The following is a 17965-nucleotide window of genomic DNA, read 5'->3' as shown; positions in this document are numbered from 1 at the left end:
CGTGTCGGCGTCGTCCGGTAGGTTCTCGGTCGTCGGTACCGGACCTGTTCGTCCGGTGCCGTCCGCGCGTCCGCTCGAGAAGCCCGGCGGTCGTTGTCGCGGGTCCGGTACCCGCCCCGAGGTCCTCGACCCGGGAACGACTCTGGTGGAGGGCTTCGTGGTCGACGGCGTCATCGACGCTCGGCAGGCGGACGGCGGCCGCCCGGGCGGGCCGACCGACGCGGTGGGGTCCCTCGACGGCCTCGTCGCCACCTCGGTCGCCCTGCTGCTGCAGGCGGTCCCGGGTGCGGCCCACACCTCGGTGGCGCTCCGGCACGACGACGGCTGGACCCGGTACGGCGACCCCCTCGCGACGACCGTCGACCAGGTGCAGACCGAGCTCGCGCAGGGTCCCGCCGTCGACGTCCTCGCCGGCGAGGCGCCGCTCGCCGTCGACGACCTCGCGCAGGCCGACACGCGCTGGCCCCGGTTCGCGGCGCGCGCCCGCGAGCTGGGGGTGCACGCGACCGTCTACGCGCCCGTGTGCGTCAAGGGGCGCGCGGTCGGACGGGTCGGGGTGCTGGGTGCGACCGCCGGCGCGCTGACCGAGCGGTCGGCCGAGGCGGTGGCCCTGGTCGTCGCGCACCTGTCGGCCGCCGCGTCGGCCTCGGCGCAGGTGCGCCAGCTCGAGCTCGCCCTGGTCAGCCGTGACGTGATCGGCCAGGCCAAGGGCGTGCTGATGGAGCGGCACGGCATCGACGCCGAGCGCGCGTTCGAGGTGCTGGTGCGGTACAGCCGCTCGGGCAACACCAAGCTGCGCGACGTCGCCGAGCACCTCGTCGCCACCCGGTCGCTGCCGGACGAGACCACGCCGGTCGAGGGCCCCGAGGGCACGTCCGGCTGAGCCGCGCGCACCCCGCACGACCCCCGCACGACCCCCGCACGACCCGCGCATGACCCGGCCGGGCCCGGGTAGGGCCGCTACGCGCAGCAGCGACTCTCACCGGAGGACACCGTCTTCGAGCTGCGCGCGTCGTGGACCGACCTGGTGAAGCCCCTCATCTACCTGCGCGAGGTCACCGGCTGGCGGTGGACCGGGTGACCGGGGTGGGACGGGGGCGACGATGCGGGTCCTGACGGTCAACGCGGGCTCGAGCAGCCTGAAGCTGCACGTCGTCGCGGACGGCGAGGTGCTGGCCGCCGGCGACGGCTCCCTGGACGCCGGCACCGACGAGATCGCCTCGCTGGCCGACCAGGTCGGCGGGGTCGACGCCGTCGGCCACCGGTTCGTGCACGGGGGCGCCGAGCACGTCGAGCCCGAACCCGTCACGCACGCCCTGGTCACCGCGCTGGAGCACCTCGTGCCGCTGGCGCCGCTGCACCAGCCGGCTGCGCTGCGCGGGGTCGAGGCCGCCGGTCGGGCGCTGCCGGGCGTCCCCGCGGTCGCGTGCTTCGACACCGCCTTCCACCGCGACCTGCCTGCCGCGGCGGCGACCTACGCCGTGCCGCGCGAGTGGCGGGAGCGGTTCGGGCTCAGACGGTTCGGCGCGCACGGCCTGTCGTTCGCGTACGCGTCGCGACGGGCGCTGGAGATGGTGCCGGACGCCCGCCGCGTGGTGGTGGCGCACGTCGGGTCCGGCGCGTCGGTCTGCGCCGTGCTCGACGGCCGCTCCGTCGACACCACCATGGGGTTCACGCCGATGGAGGGGGTCGTGATGGCGACCCGCTCGGGCAGCGTCGACCCCGGCCTGCTGCTGTGGCTGCTCGAGCACGGCGGGTTGTCGAGCCGCGAGGTGCACGAGGGGCTGGACCGCGCAGGCGGTCTCACCGGCCTCGCGGGGACCGGTGACCACCGCGAGCTCGAGGGGCGCCTGCCCGACGAGCAGGCCGCGCTCGCGCTCGACGTGCAGCTGCGCAGCGTCGCCGCGGCCGTCGCCGCGATGACGACCTCGCTGCGCGGGCTCGACGTGCTGGTGCTCACCGGCGGTGTCGCCCAGCGCTCCTCGCACTTCCTGCACGGGCTCGTCGAGCGCCTCCCCCACCTCGGCGTGGGCATGGACCGGTCGATCGACGACGGCGTCGTGCCGGACGTCGACGTCAGCGCGCCGTGGGCCCGTGCCCGCACCCTCGTGCTGGCGGCGCGCGAGGAGCTCGAGATCGCCGCCGGCACCGTCGCGGTGGTCGGGCGGTCCTGACGTGCACGTCGGCCGCAGCGGGCGCAGGGTGGAGTCATGACCTCCACCCCGCCGGACCCGGACCCGTCCGACTCCACCGGCCTGGAGCCTGGTGGCGGCGTGCCGCCGGGCGAGACGCCGCCCGACTCCGGGACGGGTGAGACCGGCGGTGCCTCACCGGGTCCCGGCCGGCGGACGTTCGCGGCACCGGCGCTCGTCATCGGCGCCGTGGTGCTGGTGGTGGTGGTCATCGCGCTGTTCTTCGTCGGCCGGCTGATGGGCTGACCGCCGGTCCGGTCCGACCGCCTGGCGTCAGCCGTCCGCCGCCGCCTCGTCGAGCCGGCGCAGCGGCGAGGTCGCCGGCCCCTCGAGCACCGCGCCGTCCGGCGCGAACCGGGAGGCGTGCAGCGGGCAGTCCCAGGAGCGCTCCTGGTCGTTCCAGCGCAGCACGCCGCCGAGGTGGGTGCACAGCGCCGACACGGTGCAGCTGCGGCCGTCGACCGTCGAGCGCGCTGCCGGCACGGCACCGAGCCGGCCCACCACGCCCTGCCCCTCGTCGACGTCGGCGGGCAGCACCCGGCGCGCCACCCTGGCGGCGCCCTGCGCGACCTGCAGCCCGACCTTGGCGTTGAGCAGCCCGACCTGGGCGGCGGTGTGCGGCAGCGTGAGGCGGTGCGCACGCGGTTCCGCCCAGGACGGCCGGTCGCCACCCAGGACGCCGGCGGCGAGCTCGAGCGCCGCGGCGACCCCGTTCGCCATGCCCCACTTGCCGTAGCCGGTGGCGACCAGCACGCGACCACCGCTGCGCGGCAGCGCGCCCACCGTCGGCACGCCGTCCTCCGCCGAGTAGTCCTGCGCCGACCACGTGCGCACGGGCACGGCCTCGGGGAACCAGCGCCGGGTCCACTCCACCAGCCGGGCGGGACCTGCTGCGGCCGAGCCGGTCCGGCCGACGACGTGTCCCTCGCCGCCGACGAGCAGCCGGTCGCCGTCCGCACCGGGCAGGTCGCGCAGCGAGCGGTACGGGTCGCCGACCCCGAGCAGCATCGCGCGCGGCGGTGCCGGGACGTCGAACGCCACGACGTAGGACCGCTGTCCCTCGAGCTTGGCGAAGTACAGCCCGCGGTCGAGCACCGGCACGCCGGTGGCCAGCACCACGGTGCCGGCCGCGAGCTCGGTGCCATCGTCGAGCCGGACCCGGCAGCTGCCGCCCGTCGACACCCCGGTCACGCGGCGACCGGCGGAGACCGTCCCGCCGTGCCGACGCAGCTCGGACGCGAGCGCGGCGAGCAGCTCGACGGGGTGCACCTGCAGCTGGCCGTCGAGCACCGTCGCGCCGGCGGTCGGGAACGGGACGTCGAGGTCGTCCTCCCACCGCACCGGCAGCCCGAGGGACAGCGCCACCTCGTGCTCGTGCGCCGTCTGCCGCAGGCCGCTGCCGCGGTCGGCCGCGTAGGTGGCCGCAGGCCGGTCCTGGTGGTCGACCCCGTGCGTCTCGCAGAACCGCCGGAGCCAGGCCAGACCCTCGGTGTTCGCGTCGACGTACGCCGCGGCGACGGTGCGGGAGTGGTGGCGCAGCACCGTCGACAGCCGGGTGCCTGCAGCACGGTCACCTTGGCGGTCGACCCGCCGGTGGTGACCGCGCCGACGCCGCGCGCCTCCACGACCGCGACCGAGCAGCCCCCGCGGGCGAGCAGCAGCGCCGTGGTGAGGCCGGTCAGCCCGGCGCCGACGACCACCACGTCGTGCGAAGGGCCGAGCGGGTCGTCGGCCGGCACCGGCCCCTGGTCGTGCCAGAGCGACGTCATGGGCGCGCCCTACCCCGGTGCCCGGCGCGCATGCGGCGCTCAGCCGGTGCGCGCGGCCGTGCGTCCCGTGCGCTGCTTGCGTCCGGACGCAGGCTGCTCGGCACCGCCGGGCGAGCGCCACGTCTCGACCGCGGCCCACGCCACGGCGGCGAACGGCACCGACAGGATGGCGCCGACGATGCCGGCGACGATGGTGCCGGCGGTGAGGGCGAGCAGCACCGCGAGCGGGTGCAGGCTGAGGCTGCGGCCCAGCACGACCGGCGCGAGCAGGTCGCCCTCCAGCTGGTTCACCGCGATCACCACGCCGACGACGATGAGCGCGGTGACGGGGCCGTCGCTCACCAGGGCGATGAGGGCCGCGAGCGCACCGGCGACGGTCGCCCCCACCAGCGGCACGAACGCGCCGACGAACACCACGACGGCCAGCGGCAGCGCGAGCGGCACCCCGAGCACGACCAGCGCGATGCCGATCACGGCCGCGTCGACGAACGCGATGATCGCCGTGCCGCGCACGTAGCCGCCGAGCACCTCGACCGCCCGGTCCGCGACCCGGTCGTACCGCTCGCCGTGGCGGGCGGGCAGGAAGGACCGGGCGAACGCCCAGATCCGCGCGCCGTCCTTGAGCAGGAAGAACAGCAGCACGATGCCGAGGAACAGGCCGGCGAGCACCTCGACCACGAGCGTGGCGCCGGTGATCGCCCCGGCCTGCACCTGCGCCCCGGACGCCACGTCGCCCAGCTGCGCGACCGCGGAGTCGATCTGCTCCTGGTCGATGCCGAGCGGCCCCTCGGCGAGGAAGCGCTGCAGCTCCTCGAGGCCGCCGGTGGCGCCCTCGACCAGCTCCGGCCACTGCGCGCGGACCGCGGTGCCGACGCCGAAGACGATCCCGCCGAGGACGAGGAAGAAGGCGAGCAGGGTGATCCAGACCGCGAGCATGCGAGGTACCCACCGGGTCAGCAGGCGCACCAGCGGGCTGGCCGCCGCGGCGATCAGGATCGCCAGCAGCAGCGGCACCACCAGCAGCCGCAGCTGCACGCCCGCCCAGACGACGACCACGACCATGGCCAGGACGAGGAGCGTCTGCGCGCTGCGGGTGGCGGTGCGCCCCCAGGCGTCCCGCCACAGCTCACTGCGCCCCCGGTCGCCGGACGAGCCGTCGGCGCGGGTGCCGGCGCGGGTGTCGGGCGGGAGCGGGGCGGCGGGCGCGGTGGTCGTGGTCGCCCCGTCGTCCCCGTCGGTGGCGGTGCGGCCGCGTCGGCGTGTCATGCGGCGAGCCTGGCACGCGCGCCCCGTGCGGGCGCGACGACCGGCCGGTGGCTCAGGGCTCGACGCCGCGCTCGCGCAGCAGGGTGGTCATGATGCGCAGCTCGCGGTTCTGGCTCGTGATCACGGCGTCGGCGATCGGCCGCAGCGCGGGGTCCTCGGACACCGCCACGAAGTCCTCGGCCATCAGCACGCCGCCCTCGTGGTGGCGGATCATCAGCTGCAGGAACAGCACCTCGGCGTCACGGCCCTCGAGGGTGCCGAGCTCGAGCAGCTCGTCCTCGCTCGCCATGCCCATCGACGCCATCGCCGCCGCGTTCTGCTCGGCGAGCGTGCCGGTCGTCGGAGGCGGCTCCATCTGCGAGTGGTGGTCACCGCCCGTCTCGTGCATCCACGACATCAGCGGGACGGCGGACGTGCTGGGGACGTCGTTGGTCTGGAGCCACGCCAGGAACATGCCCTGCTGCTCGGCCTGGCTCTTGATCAGGTCGACGCCGAGGGTGTGGATGTCGGGGTCGTCGCTGGCGTCCATGACCTGGAACGCCATCGTCGTCGCCTGCTCGTGGTGCACGATCATGTCGCGCGAGAAGCCGACCTCGGGCGAGCGCTCGCCCGGGCGGGGGCCCGGCAGCGCGACGACGGCGAGCGCCACCAGCGCGAGGACGAGCAGGGCGCCGAGGACGGCGGTCGCCAGCCGCCAGCGGCGCTGGGGTGCGGGCACCGGCTCAGCGGCTGGCAACGGCTCGGCGGCGGGCACCGGGTCCGGGGTCGTCGCGGTCACGGCACGACCGCCGCTCGTCCGGCGCTGACGCCCACGTGCAGGTGGTCCTGGTGGGCGTCGTCGGTGAAGTAGCCGCCCTTCGGGCCGTTGCGGTCGTACGGGCTGCCGATCTCGGTCGCGCCGAGCTGGGCCGCCAGCACGAGGACGGGGTCGAGGAACGCGGTGTCGCCGCGGAGCGAGGCCACGCTGCGCCCGTCGACCGCCCAGATGTCGACGGCCCGCCCGACGTGGTGGTTCGACACCCGGTCGGTGGCGAACACGTGCGGCGGGTGCCCGTCGTAGAAGACCGCGACGTCGAGCTCGTACCGCTGCCCGAGCCCGTTCAGGATGCCGAGCATCGTCTCGTCGAGGGCGCCGGTGCGCAGGTCGGCCTCGGCCGCCCCGGGCAGCCGGATGCGCGGGTTCTCGAGCACGGCGGTGGCGTTCGGCCCGAGCGTCCCGGGCCCCGCGAGCGGCGTGAGCGGCACGATGCCGATCGCCCCCCAGGCGGCCCCGCCGCCCTGCACCCGCACGTCGAGGGTGAGCTCGCGCTCCTCGACCGTCCCGGCCCGCTGGAGGGTCTGGGTGAACGAGGTCATCACGCTCGCGTCGGTGGGCGTCTGGCCGCCGCTCTGGGGGTAGCCGATGCGCAGCGTCGAGCCCTCGGCGTCCGGCGCGGCCAGCACGGCCGCCGTGGCCGCGACGTCGGCCCGCACGCCCGCGCTGACGAGGCGGGCCGCGACGGCCTCGGGCGTGCCCTGGCCGGAGGCGTCCCAGGTGCCGGCGCGCTCGAGGAACGTGGTCGCGGCCTGCTTGAGCTGGGGGAACGGCTCCTCGGCACCCGGGGTCCAGGCGGCGACGGGGGGAAGGGTCGAGGACGCCGTCGGCGTGGGCGCGGTCGTGGTGGGCCCCGCGTCCGGGGTGGTCGGGTCGGTGCCGCCGGTGCCCGGCGGGGTGCTGGTGGGGGGTGCGGACGGGTCGCCCGCGCAGCCGGCGAGGGCGGCGGCCACGGCGGCGCCGAGCACCACCCGTCGCGTCACCACCCGGACCTCACCCCTCACGCGTGCCGGCCGGACGGCCGGACTGCCTCCCCCACCGTCGCCGTGACCGGGAGCGTCAGCTCCATCCTGAGGCACGCCTGGCCGTCCCGGTTCGCCCGGGTCCCCGCCAGCGTCCAGCCGAGGCCCTCGTAGAACTCGCGCGCGCCGTCCCCGCCGTCGAGGGTGATGAGCTCGGCCCGGTCTGCCGGGCCGGCGGCGGACAGGTCGACGAAGCGCCCGACCAGCCGGGCGCCGACGCCGCGGCCGCGCGCGGCGGGGTCGACGACGAGCGCGGTCACGACGGCCACGTCGGCGTCGGCGGTGGCCGGTGCGGTGGCCGGTGCGGTGGCCGGTGCGGTGGCAGCCGGGGCGGGCGCGGCCGCGACGCGCTGGACGCCGAGCAGGCGACGCAGGTACGAGCGGGCGCGGGTGCGCACGAAGTGCAGGGCCACGCCCGGACGCACGGCCAGGGCGCGGATCCCGGCCAGCGCCAGCGACAGCTTCTGCTCGGCCAGCACGGTGCGCACGTGCGTGCGCTGGGCGGTCGCGCCGGCCAGGAAGCCGACGACCCGCTCGTCGCCGTCGACGACGACCAGGGACACGCCGTGCCGGGCGCCGAGGAACGTGCGGTGCCAGCGCGCCATGAAGCCGCGACCCAGGCGGGGGAACAGCCCGTGGGGCAGGTGCGCCAGGTGCAGCGCCACGACGGCCGGCACGTCGCCGTCCCGGGTCTCGCGCAGGGTCAGCCCGTCGTGGACCGGGTGCGCGTCGCTCGCCGTCACGTCCTCGAGCATAGGTGGACGAACCGGTCGCCCCGGTCCGGGACACGCGTCCGGCTGCACGGCTCGTGCCGGGTCACGCGCTGTGAGCCGCGCCACGCCTGGGCTACGGAGTCGTAACTTACTTGATCGTAGGTTACGGTTGCGTAGTGACGTTGCTCCTCTCCCGGTCGTCCCGCACCGGACGCGCCCTCGCCCCCGCCGCCGGGCTCCTCGCCCGCGTGGCCGAGGCCGTGGCCTCCCCGCTGGTGCCCGCCGACTACCTCGACCTGGTCGCGCCCCTGCGCGCCAGCGCCGACCTGCGCGGCCGCGTCGTCGCCGTGCGGGCCGAGACCCGCGACAGCGCGACCGTCGTCATCCGGCCCGGGCGCTCGTGGCGCGGTCACGTCGCCGGGCAGTACGTGCGGGTGGGCGTCGACGTCGACGGCGTCCGCCACTGGCGGGCGTACTCGCTGACGTCCGTCCCGTCCGCCCCCGACGGGCTGCTCGGCATCACGGTCAAGGCGATCCCGGACGGACGGGTGAGCAACCACCTCGTCCGCGACCTGCGGCCCGGCACGCTGGTGCACCTCGACCAGGCCACCGGCGACTTCGTCCTCGGCCGGCACCGCGGTCCGGCGCTGTTCGTCACCGCCGGGTCGGGCCTGACGCCCGTGCTCGGCATGCTGCGCAGCCATCTGGACGAGCTCGACGACGTCGTGCTCGTGCACTCTGCCCCCACGCCCGCCGACGTCGCCCACGGGGCCGAGCTGCGCGCGCTCGCCGCGGACGGGCGGCTGCGGCTGGTCGAGCGGCACACCGACACCGAGGGCGTGCTCGTCCCGGCCGAGCTCGACGGGATCGTCCCCGACTGGCGCGAGCGCGAGACCTGGGCGTGCGGGCCGACCGGCCTGCTGGACGCCGTCGAGGAGTACTGGGCCGCAGCCGGTCTCACCGAGCGGCTGCACACCGAGCGGTTCCGCCCGGTCGTGGTGAACGAGGCCGAGGGCGGCACCGTCACCTTCGCCCGCAGCGGCACCACGGTCGAGGCCGACGGCGCCACCACCCTGCTCGACGCCGGCGAGGAGGCGGGCGTGCTGATGCCGTCCGGCTGCCGGATGGGCATCTGCTTCGGCTGCGTCGTCCCGCTGCGCCAGGGCGCGGTGCGCGACCTGCGCACCGGCGACCTCACCACCGCGGTGCCCGAGGACGGCATCCGCATCCAGACCTGCGTGTCGGCCGCGGCCGGCCCCTGCGACATCGACCTCTGAGGAGACCGACCGTGAGCGCCCCCACCCTGAACTCCCGCCTGGCCACCACGACCACCGAGCGCCGGCACGTCCCGAAGCGATCGGGCAAGCCCGACCCCACCGCGCACCTGTCCGCCGCGCAGGTCGAGCAGCTCGGCCGTGAGCTCGACGCGCTGCGCCAGGAGGTCATGGACTCGCGCTGCCAGGACGACGCCGACTACATCCGCGCCGTCATCCGCTGGCAGCGCGGGCTCGAGCTCGGCTCGCGCGCGGTGCTGCTGTTCTCGCTGTTCCCGCCGGCCTGGGTCGTCGGTACGGTCGGCCTGTCCGTGGCGAAGATCCTCGAGAACATGGAGATCGGCCACAACGTCATGCACGGCCAGTGGGACTGGATGCGCGATCCCAAGATCCACTCGCAGGCGTGGGAGTGGGACAACGCCTCCCCCGCCGAGCTGTGGAAGCACAGCCACAACGAGCTGCACCACACCTTCACCAACGTGATCGGCCGCGACAACGACCTCGGCTACGGCATCATGCGCGTCGACGAGGACCAGCGCTGGTACCCGGCGTACCTGCTGCAGCCGCTGTGGAACTTCATGAACATGTGCGTCTTCGAGTACGGCATCGCCGCCTACGACCTCGAGCTCGGCAAGCACATGGCCCGCAGGACGATGGACGACCCGACGATGCGCGCCAACGCGAGGAAGGTGCTGCACAAGATCGGCCGGCAGATGACCAAGGACTACGTGGTGCACCCGGTCCTGTCCGGTCCGTCGTTCTTCCACACCCTCGGTGCCAACGTCGTCGCGAACCTCGTCCGCAACGTGTGGACCCACTCGGTGATCATGTGCGGCCACTTCCCCGAGGGCGTCGAGACCTTCGCGAAGGCCTCGATCGAGGGCGAGACCCGCGGCGAGTGGTACCTGCGGCAGATGCTCGGCTCCGCCAACATCCGCGGCAGCAGGGCGATGCACCTGATGACCGGCAACCTGTCGCACCAGGTCGAGCACCACCTGTTCCCGGACATGCCGAGCAACCGGTACGGCCGGATCGCGCCGCGCATCCAGGAGATCTTCGAGCGCTACGAGCTCACCTACGTCACCGGGACGCTGCCGCAGCAGGTCTACTCGGCGTGGAAGCAGGTCGTGACGCTGTCGCTGCCCAACGACGTCTCGCCCAAGGAGGCGCCTGCGTGGGCGGCGCGCAACGTCGCCCGGGGCGTCGGCAAGGCCTTCCGGCGGCGCCTGGGTCGTCGCGCCCGTACCGCCTGACTCGCTCGCCCCTCGGTCGTTCGTTCACCACGTTCAGTTGGCGATCACCTACCCAACGTGGCGTGCGAGCCTCGTGAAGTGCGGGTTCGCCTCGCTCGACGCTGCAGATCGAGCAACGACATCGGTTGTGGCAGAGGGACTGTCAGTGGTCGCCTCTAGGGTTGAGGCATGTCGGTGGGAGCCGTGGGTGGGGCGGATCCGGGTGGTGCGACGGGCGCGCTCGCGGCCGTCACCACCGGCCTCGACGACCTCGCTGCCGCGCCCGTGTGGCAGCTGACCGACGCCGAGCTGCACGGGGCGATCGTCGAGGTGACGGCGCAGGAGGCGCGGCTGGCCGCGCAGAAGTCGAGGCTGCTGCGCGAGTCGGTGTCGCGGGAGGCGCCCGACGCCCGCGGCCGGCGAGGTGCGGTGACGAAGGCGGTGCTGACCGACCGGTGCCGGGTCTCCGGTGGACGTGCGAAGGCCGACCTGGAGAACGCGGGCATCACGTGCCCCGCAACCGGTGACCTGCGCGCCCTCGGCCAGGCGTGGGCGGCAGGGCAGGTGACGCGCGAGCACGTCGACGTGGCCCGCCGCTGCCTCGACCGCATCCCTCGGAAGGTGCTGCGGGAGAGGCGCGCCGAGGTCGACGCCGAGCTCACCGAGCGCGCCACCGGGTGGGACCCGCAGACCGCGGACAAGCTGGCGCATCACCTGCTCGACGCGCTGCTGCCCGACGGCAGCGACCGGTTCGACGAGCACGCCCACGAACGCCGCCACGTCGCGGTCACGACGGACTCGACCGGGATGGTACTGCTGTCCGGCCAGCTCGACGCCGCCGGTGGGCTGACGTTCACCGCGACGCTGGACGCGATCGCCGAGGCGGATCGGCACGACCTCCGTGACAGCGGCGTGGTCGACGTCCGCACCCGGGGCCAGCGCCGCGCCGACGGGATCGTCGTGATGGCGCAGGCTGCTGCAGCGTGGTTCGGGCTGCCGGACCAGCAGAAGGGCCTCCGCGTGGGCGTGCCGCGGGTCGTGGTGCATGTCGACACCAGCGAACAGACCGCCACCACCGCCACCGGACGGTCGGTCTCGCAGGGCACGCTGGCCCGGCTGGTGTGCGACGCGATCCTGGATCGGGTCGAGACCCAGGGTGGACGCGTCATCGCGATGACCTCGCTCGGACGGCTCGCCACCGGCAGTCAGCGCGCCGCCCTGGCTGCGCGCGACCGTGGCTGCGTCTGGCCCGGCTGCACCGCACCACCGGCGCTCTGCGAGGCCCACCACGTCATCTGGTGGTCCAGGGGCGGCCCCACCACGATCGACAACCTGGCGCTGCTCTGCTCCCGCCACCACACCCAGATCCACACTCAACCCGACGACCACCGCGGCTGGACGATGCACGTGCACGCCGGAAGACCCGCTTTCCGACCACCCGCCCACCACGGCCACCCACTGGACACGCTGCTGCGCAACACCTTCCACGACGACGTGAACGAGGCCCGCGCCACCGGACGCCGCTGGCGCGTGCCCGCACCCGACCCGCCCTGACCCGCTCGTGCGACCGTGGGCCGTGACCTCCACCCCGCTCCTGCCCGACCCCGGGTCGGTCGCGCGCCAGTGCCTCTACGGCGCTCTCGCCGTCGCCGGCGTCGCGTTGACCATGCCCTTCAACCTGCAGCACGACGGCAGCGCTCTCGACTTCGTCCGCGACGCGACCTCGAGCCCGGCGGGGCTGTCGCTGTCGCTCGACCTGGTGGTGCTCGCGACCGCTTGCGTCGTCCTCGTGCTCACCGAGTCGAGGCGGCTGGGCATCCGTCGTCCGTGGGTCTACCTCGTGCTGTGCGCAGTCGTGGCGGCATCGTTCGCGATCCCGCTGTTCCTGCTCGTCCGCGAACGCGCGCTCGAGCGTGGCCGGCGCGAGGTTGCCCGCGTCGTGCCCTGACGGGTCAGGACCGCGCGGCTCGCCGCAGGAAGACCCCGACCTCGGCATCGGAGGTCAGACGGTGCACGTCCGCCGCGGCCGCCAGCCGCCGCACTGCGTCCTCCACCCGCGGCCGGGTGTCGAGGTCGTAGCGCCAGACCCACCGCACGAAGGCCGGGTCGAGTCGTTCGGGACATCCCGGCGCCTGCACCGGGCGACCCAGCGAGCCGAGCGTGCGTCGCAGGACGCGACGGACCCGACGCCCGCGCGGGGCGAACAGCAGCACCACCGTGTCCGCCCGCGACAGACGCACGTCCATGGTGCTGCTGTAGTTCCCGTCCGCGATCCAGCACCCGTCAGCCACGAGGTGCTCCTCCTGCCAGGCGCGCCAGTCCTCGCGCGGCGTCGGCGTCCAGCCCGGCCGCCAGTGCTGCTCGTCCAGGTGCACGACGGGTAACCCGGTCACCGCGCCCAGCCGCCGGGAGAACGTGGTCTTCCCTGCTCCTCCCGGGCCGAGCACCGCGACCCTGCGCACGCCGTCCCTCAGCGCGACGCCGACGCGCCGACGATCTCGTCGGCGTTCGTGGCGATCCAGTGCATCAGCGGGACCAGCCGCTCGGCGAGCTCGGCACCCAGCGGCGTGAGCGAGTACTCCACGTGCGGCGGGACGACCGGCCGGGCGTCGCGCAGCAGCAGGCCGTCGGCCTCCAGGGTGCGCAGCGTCTGGGCGAGCATCTTCTCGCTGACGCCCTCGGCGCGACGGCGCAGCTCGCTCCAGCGCAGCGGCTCGCCCTCGGACAGCGCCAGCAGCACCAGCACGCCCCACTTGCTCGTCACGTGGTCGAGCACCGTGCGGCTGGGGCACGCCGCGGGGAAGACCCCGTCCGGGAAGACCGTCCGCAGCTCCTGACTCACCTTCACGCCAGTACCTTACTCGAAAGTGGGTACTCTCCAACGGGAAGTACCTGCGCCGCGGCCCGGTTCAGTCCGACGACAGCACCACCCACCGTCGGAGGAACCCATGACCACCCTGCTCGTGACCGGCGCGTCCGGTCACCTCGGCCGCCTCGTCGTCGACGACCTGCTCGCCCGCGGCGTCGCGCCCGGCGACGTCGTCGCGACCGCCCGCGACACCACCGCGCTCGACGACCTCGCCGCCCGCGGCGTCGTCGTCCGGCGCCTCGACTACGACGACACGGAGTCGGTGCGCGCGGCGCTCGAGGGCGTGGCCCGCGTCCTGCTGGTGTCGTCCCCGACGCCCGGGCAGCGGGTGCCGCAGCACCGGGCGGTCATCGACGCGGCAGAGGACGCCGGCGTCGAGCTGCTCGCCTACACCAGCATCGTCCACGCGGACTCGAGCAGCCTGCTGCTCGCCCAGGAGCACCTGGCGACCGAGCAGGCGATCGCGGCGTCCGGGCTGCCGGCCGTCCTCCTGCGCAACTCCTGGTACCTCGAGAACTGGGCCGGGTCGATCCCCGGCGCGGTGGAGCGCGGGGTGCTGGCCGGCGCCGCCGGCGACGGGCGGGTCAGCGCGGCCACCCGCGCCGACTACGCGGGAGCCGCTGCGGCCGTGCTGGTCTCGGACGACACCACGTCGCGCACGTACGAGCTCGGCGGCGACACCGCCTTCACGCTCGCGGAGCTCGCTGCCGCCGTGGCCGACGCGTCCGGGCGTCCGGTCACCTACCAGGACCTGTCGCAGGACGCCTACGCCGACCTGCTCGTGCAGGTCGGTCTCGACCGCCCCTACGCCGAGGTGCTCGCCGATTCCGACCGCGGCCTGGCCGCGGGTGAGCTGCGCACCGACTCCGGCGACCTGTCCCGGCTGCTCGGTCGTCCCACCACCACGCCGCGCGAGTTCGTCGCGCAGCTGCTGGCCCCGGCCGCGGCCTGAGACGCGACCGAGCGCCGCGTCCCCGAGGTGGGACGCGGCGCTCGGTGGCAGCGGGATCAGCTTCCCCGCAGCAGGTCCTCGAACGACGGGGCGTCGGCGAACGGGCCGCGGCGTCCGCGGGGGTCGTTCCCGGCCACCAGCGCGGCGAGCTCGGCCCCGGCGCGCCGGACCCGCGCCCCGAGGGCGGCCTCGGCCTCGTCGCCACCGGCCCAGTCGCTGGAGGCCGCGAACACCGCGGTCGGGACGACCACAGCGCGCAGGTACGAGAACAGCGGCCGCATCGCGTGGTCGAGCACCAGCGAGTGGCGCTCGGTGCCCGCCGTCGCGCCCACGAGCACCGGGGCGCCGTGGAGCGCGTCCCTGTCGAGCACGTCGACGAAGGTCTTGAACAGGCCGCTGTACGAGGCCGAGAACACCGGCGACACGGCGATCACGCCGTCGGCGCCCTCGACGGTGGCGATCGCCTCGCCGAGTCGCTCGGACGGGAACCCCGTGAGCAGGTGGTCGGCCAGGTCGCGGGCGTGCTCGCGCAGCTCGACGACCTCGACGACCGCGTCGATCCCGTTCTCGCGCAGCGCGTCCACCGTCGCCGCACTCAGGCGGTCGGCGAGCAGCCGGGTCGACGACGGAACGGACAGACCCGCGGTCACGACGGCGAGGGTGCGGGTGGTCACGCCGGCACCTCCGCCACCGCGGCGCCCGCCTGCTTCGCCGCAACGCGCGAGGCGTGGGTCGGCGCGTCGGGCACGTGCGCCGGACGCAGCGCGTCCATCTCGCGACGCAGCACCGGCACGACCTGCTCACCGAGGATGTCGAGCTGCTCGAGCACCGTCTTCAGCGGCAGCCCGGCGTGGTCGATCAGGAAGAGCTGGCGCTGGTAGTCGCCGACGTACTCGCGGAAGCCGAGCGTCCGCTCGATCACCTGCTGCGGGCTGCCGACGGTGAGCGGCGTCTGCCGGGTGAACTCCTCCAGCGACGGGCCGTGGCCGTAGACGGGTGCGTTGTCGAAGTACGGACGGAACTCGCGCACGGCGTCCTGGCTGTTCGCCCGCATGAACACCTGCCCGCCGAGCCCGACGACCGCCTGGTCGGCGGAGCCGTGGCCGTAGTGCTCGAAGCGCCTCCGGTAGAGCTCGACCATCTGCTGCGTGTGCGACGGCGGCCAGAAGATGTGGTTGTGGAAGAACCCGTCGCCGTAGAAGGCGGCCTGCTCGGCGATCTCGGGGCTGCGGATCGAGCCGTGCCAGACGAACGGCGCCACGCCGTCGAGCGGTCGCGGGGTCGAGGTGAAGCCCTGCAGCGGCGTCCGGAACCGGCCCTTCCAGTCGACGACCTCCTCGTCCCAGAGCCGGCGCAGCAGCGCGTAGTTCTCGACCGCGAGGTTGATGCCCTGCCGGATGTCCTGGCCGAACCACGGGTACACCGGGCCGGTGTTGCCGCGGCCCATCATCAGGTCGACGCGGCCGTCGGCGAGGTGCTGCAGCATCGCGTAGTCCTCGGCGATCTTCACCGGGTCGTTCGTGGTGATGAGCGTCGTCGCGGTCGACAGCACGATCCGCTCGGTCTGCGCGGCGATCGAGGCCAGCGTGGTGGTGGGCGAGGACGAGAAGAACGGCGGGTTGTGGTGCTCGCCCAGCGCGAACACGTCGAGCCCGACCTCCTCGACCTTCTTCGCGATCGTGACGACCGCCTTGATCCGGTCGCGCTCGGTCGGGGTGCGGCCGGTCGTCGGGTCGGTGGTGAGGTCGCTGACGGAGAACACGCCGAACTGCATGGGGACCACTCTCTCATCGGGAGATCGGTTGTTGAACTCTCAATGAGGTGAACCACCGGTGTCCCCCGGTTGTTCCGGACGGCAGACTCCCCCCGTGAGCGCAGACGAGCAGGTGGACGAGCAGACCTTCGACGTGATCGTGCTGGGCGCCGGAGCCGTGGGCGAGAACGTCGCCGGACGGGTGGCCGCGGGCGGGCTCAGCTGCGCGCTGGTCGAGTCCGAGCTGGTGGGCGGGGAGTGCTCCTACTGGGCCTGCATGCCCAGCAAGGCCCTGCTGCACCCCACCCAGGCGGTCGCGGCCGCGAAGCGGCTCCAGGGCGCGTCGGCGGCGGTGACGGGCGAGGTCGACGTGCAGGCCGTGCTCGACCGGCGCACCTCCTTCACCCACGGCTGGGACGACTCCAGCCAGGTCGAGTGGGTCGACGGCGCCGGTATCGACCTGGTCCGGGGGGTCGCCCGGGTCAGCGGCGAGCGCGAGGTGACCGTCGTGGCCGACGATGGCGACCGCGTGCTGCGGGCCCGCACGGCCGTGGTCGTGTGCACCGGGTCGGAGCCGGTGACGCCTCCCGTCCCGGGCCTGGACGGGGTCGACGCGTGGCACAGCCGCGAGGCGACGTCGGCCGGCGCCGTGCCCGCCTCGCTCGTCGTCCTCGGCGCCGGGGTCGTCGGGGTCGAGCTGGCGCAGGCGTACGCGCGGCTCGGCAGCCGCGTGACCGTGCTGGCGCTCGACCGGGTGTTCGCCGGCGCCGAGCGGCGCGCCGGCGAGCTGGTCGCCGAGGCCCTGCGCGAGGACGGCGTCGACCTGCGGCTGGGCGCCGAGGTGACGCGCGTCGAGGCGGACGGCGGCGACGGCGCCGTCGTGGTGACGCTGGCCGACGACGCGGAGGTGCGCGCCGACCGGCTGCTCGTCGCCACCGGGCGCCGGCCCCGCACCGCCGACCTCGGCCTCGAGGCGTTCGGCGTGACCGCGGGCCGCGCGGTCGAGGTCGACGACTCCGGCCTGGCCCGCGGCAGCGACTGGCTCTACGCCGCGGGCGACGTCACCGGCCGCGCGCCGCTGACCCACCAGGGCAAGTACGCGGCCCGCGCCGTCGGCAGCGCGATCCTGGCCCGGCACCGCGGCGACCTCGGTGCGCACGAGGCGCCCGCCGACTGGTCGGCCGAGGCCGCCACCGCCGACCACGCGGCCGTCCCCCAGGTCGTGTTCACCGACCCGCAGGTGGCGTGGGTGGGGCCGACCCGCGAGCGCGCCGAGCGCGACCACCCCCGACTGCGTGTCGTCGAGTACGACGTCGCGCAGGTCGCGGGCGCCTCGGTCACCGACGACCACTACCGCGGGTGGGCGCAGCTGCTCGTCGACGAGGAGCGCCGGGTCGTCGTCGGGGCGACGTTCGTCGGACCCGACGTGGCCGAGCTCCTGCACTCGGCGACGGTCGCCGTCGTGGGCGAGGTCCCGGTCGACCGGCTGTGGCACGCGGTGCCGAGCTACCCGACGACCAGCGAGGTGTGGCTGCGGCTGCTGGAGACCTACGGCCTGTGACCGCCGTCCCCGAGCGGGCCGGCGCGGCGCCGGACGGGGGCGCCCGACTCGACCGGCGGCGGGCGCTGCGCCTGGCGGTCCAGCTCGGGGTCCTGGCCCTGGGCGTGCACCTGCTGCTGCCGCAGGTGGCCGGGCTCGAGCGCACCGCCGAGCGGCTCACCCGCACCACCTGGTGGCTGCCCGCGCTGCTCCTGGTGCTCGAGGCCGCCAGCCTGGTCGCCTACGCCGAGGTGGTGCGCACCGGGTTGCTGCGCGCCGGCGCCGCGATCCCCCGCGCGCTGGTCGTGCGCTGCGTGCTGGTCGGCAACGGGCTGGGCCGCGCGCTGCCCGCCGGCACGGCCGCCTCGTTCGCGGTGACGGTGGGGTCGTTCCGGCGGGCCGGCGCCGACGGCGTGCAGGCGGCGGTCTCGGTGGCCGGCGCCGGGCTGCTGTCGTCGGCGGCGCTCGCGGCGATGCTGCCCGCGGGCGTGCTGCTGGCCCTGCTCACCGAGCGCCCGACGGGGGTCGTGCTCACCGCCACGGCGGCCGCGGCCGCCGTGCTGGTCGCC

General features: G+C 75.0%; 18 protein-coding genes and 2 pseudogenes. 10 read left to right on the top strand and 10 right to left on the bottom strand.

All coding sequences use genetic code 11. From position 1 onward, the window contains the following. Positions 1–145 precede the first annotated feature (145 nt). The 3 genes from ACYVKY_RS02745 to ACYVKY_RS02735 all read left to right on the top strand — a co-directional run bounded on the left by ACYVKY_RS02745 (position 146) and on the right by ACYVKY_RS02735 (position 2438). Positions 146–883 (top strand): ANTAR domain-containing protein, encoded by a 738-nt coding sequence (locus tag ACYVKY_RS02745; RefSeq protein ID WP_460433457.1) that lies wholly within the window; start codon positions 146–148, stop codon positions 881–883. A 220-nt stretch (positions 884–1103) separates the two neighbouring features. After that, on the top strand, positions 1104–2174 hold the full coding sequence (locus ACYVKY_RS02740; protein WP_460433456.1) for an acetate/propionate family kinase: 1071 nt from the start codon (positions 1104–1106) through the stop codon (positions 2172–2174). A gap of 36 nt (positions 2175–2210) precedes the next feature. After that, the gene (locus tag ACYVKY_RS02735) at positions 2211–2438 is read left to right on the top strand and encodes a DUF6480 family protein (protein ID WP_460433455.1); all 228 of its coding nucleotides are present in this window, start codon (positions 2211–2213) and stop codon (positions 2436–2438) included. A 27-nt stretch (positions 2439–2465) separates the two neighbouring features. On the opposite strand, the gene ACYVKY_RS02730 is transcribed toward ACYVKY_RS02735, so the two are convergent. The 6 genes and pseudogenes from ACYVKY_RS02730 to ACYVKY_RS02705 all read right to left on the bottom strand — a co-directional run bounded on the left by ACYVKY_RS02730 (position 2466) and on the right by ACYVKY_RS02705 (position 7806). Continuing rightward, the gene (locus ACYVKY_RS02730; protein ID WP_460433454.1) at positions 2466–3734 is read right to left on the bottom strand and encodes an FAD-dependent oxidoreductase; all 1269 of its coding nucleotides are present in this window, start codon (positions 3732–3734) and stop codon (positions 2466–2468) included. An 86-nt stretch (positions 3735–3820) separates the two neighbouring features. Then, positions 3821–3961, bottom strand: a pseudogene (locus ACYVKY_RS02725) (hypothetical protein); the annotation flags it as partial. A gap of 39 nt (positions 3962–4000) precedes the next feature. Beyond that, positions 4001–5227, bottom strand: a complete 1227-nt coding sequence (locus ACYVKY_RS02720) for an AI-2E family transporter (protein WP_460433453.1) — start codon at positions 5225–5227, stop codon at positions 4001–4003. Positions 5228–5279: 52 nt separating this feature from the next. Continuing rightward, complete coding sequence (locus ACYVKY_RS02715; RefSeq protein ID WP_460433452.1) at positions 5280–6005, bottom strand: DUF305 domain-containing protein; 726 nt, start codon at positions 6003–6005, stop codon at positions 5280–5282. After that, positions 6002–7024, bottom strand: coding sequence for a hypothetical protein (locus ACYVKY_RS02710; protein ID WP_460433451.1), 1023 nt, complete (start codon positions 7022–7024; stop codon positions 6002–6004). Before ACYVKY_RS02710 ends, ACYVKY_RS02715 begins: the two co-directional genes overlap by 4 nt. Before the next feature lie 17 nt (positions 7025–7041). Further along, positions 7042–7806: a GNAT family N-acetyltransferase gene (locus ACYVKY_RS02705; protein WP_460433450.1), complete on the bottom strand. Its 765-nt coding sequence runs from the start codon at positions 7804–7806 to the stop codon at positions 7042–7044. A gap of 218 nt (positions 7807–8024) precedes the next feature. On the opposite strand from ACYVKY_RS02705, the gene ACYVKY_RS02700 reads away from it, so the two are divergent. From ACYVKY_RS02700 to ACYVKY_RS02685, 4 genes are all read left to right on the top strand, one after another. Further along, positions 8025–9053: a ferredoxin reductase gene (locus ACYVKY_RS02700; protein ID WP_460433487.1), complete on the top strand. Its 1029-nt coding sequence runs from the start codon at positions 8025–8027 to the stop codon at positions 9051–9053. Positions 9054–9091: 38 nt separating this feature from the next. Further along, on the top strand, positions 9092–10303 hold the full coding sequence (locus ACYVKY_RS02695) for a fatty acid desaturase family protein (RefSeq protein WP_460433486.1): 1212 nt from the start codon (positions 9092–9094) through the stop codon (positions 10301–10303). 168 nt (positions 10304–10471) lie between these two features. After that, entirely contained in the window at positions 10472–11836 is a 1365-nt protein-coding gene (locus ACYVKY_RS02690; RefSeq protein WP_460433449.1) for an HNH endonuclease signature motif containing protein, read from the top strand. A 22-nt stretch (positions 11837–11858) separates the two neighbouring features. After that, positions 11859–12230: a DUF2834 domain-containing protein gene (locus ACYVKY_RS02685; protein ID WP_460433448.1), complete on the top strand. Its 372-nt coding sequence runs from the start codon at positions 11859–11861 to the stop codon at positions 12228–12230. Between the two features lie 4 nt (positions 12231–12234). On the opposite strand, the gene ACYVKY_RS02680 is transcribed toward ACYVKY_RS02685, so the two are convergent. Further along, the gene (locus tag ACYVKY_RS02680) at positions 12235–12675 is read right to left on the bottom strand and encodes a P-loop NTPase family protein (protein ID WP_460433447.1); all 441 of its coding nucleotides are present in this window, start codon (positions 12673–12675) and stop codon (positions 12235–12237) included. 77 nt (positions 12676–12752) lie between these two features. Continuing rightward, the gene (locus ACYVKY_RS02675) at positions 12753–13130 is read right to left on the bottom strand and encodes a winged helix-turn-helix transcriptional regulator (RefSeq protein WP_460433446.1); all 378 of its coding nucleotides are present in this window, start codon (positions 13128–13130) and stop codon (positions 12753–12755) included. A gap of 100 nt (positions 13131–13230) precedes the next feature. On the opposite strand from ACYVKY_RS02675, the gene ACYVKY_RS02670 reads away from it, so the two are divergent. Beyond that, positions 13231–14103, top strand: a complete 873-nt coding sequence (locus ACYVKY_RS02670) for a Rossmann-fold NAD(P)-binding domain-containing protein (RefSeq protein WP_460433445.1) — start codon at positions 13231–13233, stop codon at positions 14101–14103. A 56-nt stretch (positions 14104–14159) separates the two neighbouring features. On the opposite strand, the gene ACYVKY_RS02665 is transcribed toward ACYVKY_RS02670, so the two are convergent. Continuing rightward, positions 14160–14777 carry an FMN reductase gene (locus ACYVKY_RS02665; RefSeq protein WP_460433444.1) on the bottom strand — a complete coding sequence of 206 codons (618 nt, stop codon included), beginning with the start codon at positions 14775–14777 and terminating at the stop codon, positions 14160–14162. Continuing rightward, positions 14774–15877: an LLM class flavin-dependent oxidoreductase gene (locus ACYVKY_RS02660; protein ID WP_460433443.1), complete on the bottom strand. Its 1104-nt coding sequence runs from the start codon at positions 15875–15877 to the stop codon at positions 14774–14776. Before ACYVKY_RS02660 ends, ACYVKY_RS02665 begins: the two co-directional genes overlap by 4 nt. Positions 15878–15971: 94 nt before the next feature. Here ACYVKY_RS02660 and ACYVKY_RS02655 point away from each other — a divergent pair, with 94 nt between their 5' ends. Together ACYVKY_RS02655 and ACYVKY_RS02650 are read left to right on the top strand one after the other, a co-directional pair. Continuing rightward, positions 15972–17417 carry a dihydrolipoyl dehydrogenase family protein gene (locus tag ACYVKY_RS02655; RefSeq protein WP_460433442.1) on the top strand — a complete coding sequence of 482 codons (1446 nt, stop codon included), beginning with the start codon at positions 15972–15974 and terminating at the stop codon, positions 17415–17417. Continuing rightward, positions 17414–17965 (top strand): annotated as a pseudogene (locus ACYVKY_RS02650) (hypothetical protein); the annotation flags it as partial. The gene ACYVKY_RS02655 and the pseudogene ACYVKY_RS02650, both read left to right, overlap by 4 nt.

This window comes from Angustibacter speluncae (assembly GCF_054777815.1).
The sequence above is the reverse complement of the archived record's forward strand: the minus strand, read 5'-3'. Positions and strand labels throughout refer to the sequence as shown.